General features: G+C 64.2%; 1 protein-coding gene. It reads right to left on the minus strand.

Annotation, left to right across the window (positions count from 1 at the left end):
• Positions 1 to 648, minus strand: a 648-nt coding sequence (locus tag FDP28_RS20395; RefSeq protein WP_144663432.1) for an HNH endonuclease signature motif containing protein, incomplete at both ends; no start/stop codon positions are given.

Below are 648 nucleotides of genomic sequence, written 5' to 3' on the forward strand. Positions count from 1 at the left end.
TGTGTGGTGGTGGTTGCGGCGGGGTGTTTGGTGGGGGTCGATGTGGGGTGGGGGGATGAACCAGGGTGTGCCGGTTTTCATGTTGATGTGCCATTGCTCTTTGTGGATGAGGTGGTGGTGGTGGGAGCAGAGGAGGGTGCCGTTTTCTGTTCCTGTGGTGCCGCCGTGTGACCAGTAGGTGATGTGGTGGGCTTCGCACCAGGGGGCTGGGATGGTGCAGTCGGGGAAGGCGCAGCCGTGGTCGCGGGCGGTGATGGCTTTGCGGATGTGGGGTGGGAAGATCCGGGTGGTGCGGCCGATGTCGAGGATTTGGGAGTCGGTGCCGAGCAGGACGGGGATGATGTCGGCGTCGCAGGCGATTTTGCGGATGGTGTTTGGGTGCAGGGGGCCGGTGAACGTCGCTGTCCCGGTGCTGATGCCGGTGCCTGTCTCTGTGGTGGTGTCCGGGCTGGGGGAAAGTGCGGTGTGGTTGTAGCGGGTGATGGTGTTGAAGAGTTCTTGGTGGTCGATGGTGACGGTGAGTTGGGGTCGGAGTCCGCCGTTGGAGGGTAGTTTTCCGGTGGTCATGGCTACGGCGCAGGCTCCGACGAGTCCGTCGAGGAGTTTCTGGGCGCGGGAGCGCCGGTCCAGTACCGGCCCGTGGTTGGC

This window comes from Paenarthrobacter nicotinovorans (assembly GCF_007670255.1).
GTDB lineage: Bacteria > Actinomycetota > Actinomycetes > Actinomycetales > Micrococcaceae > Arthrobacter > Arthrobacter nicotinovorans_B.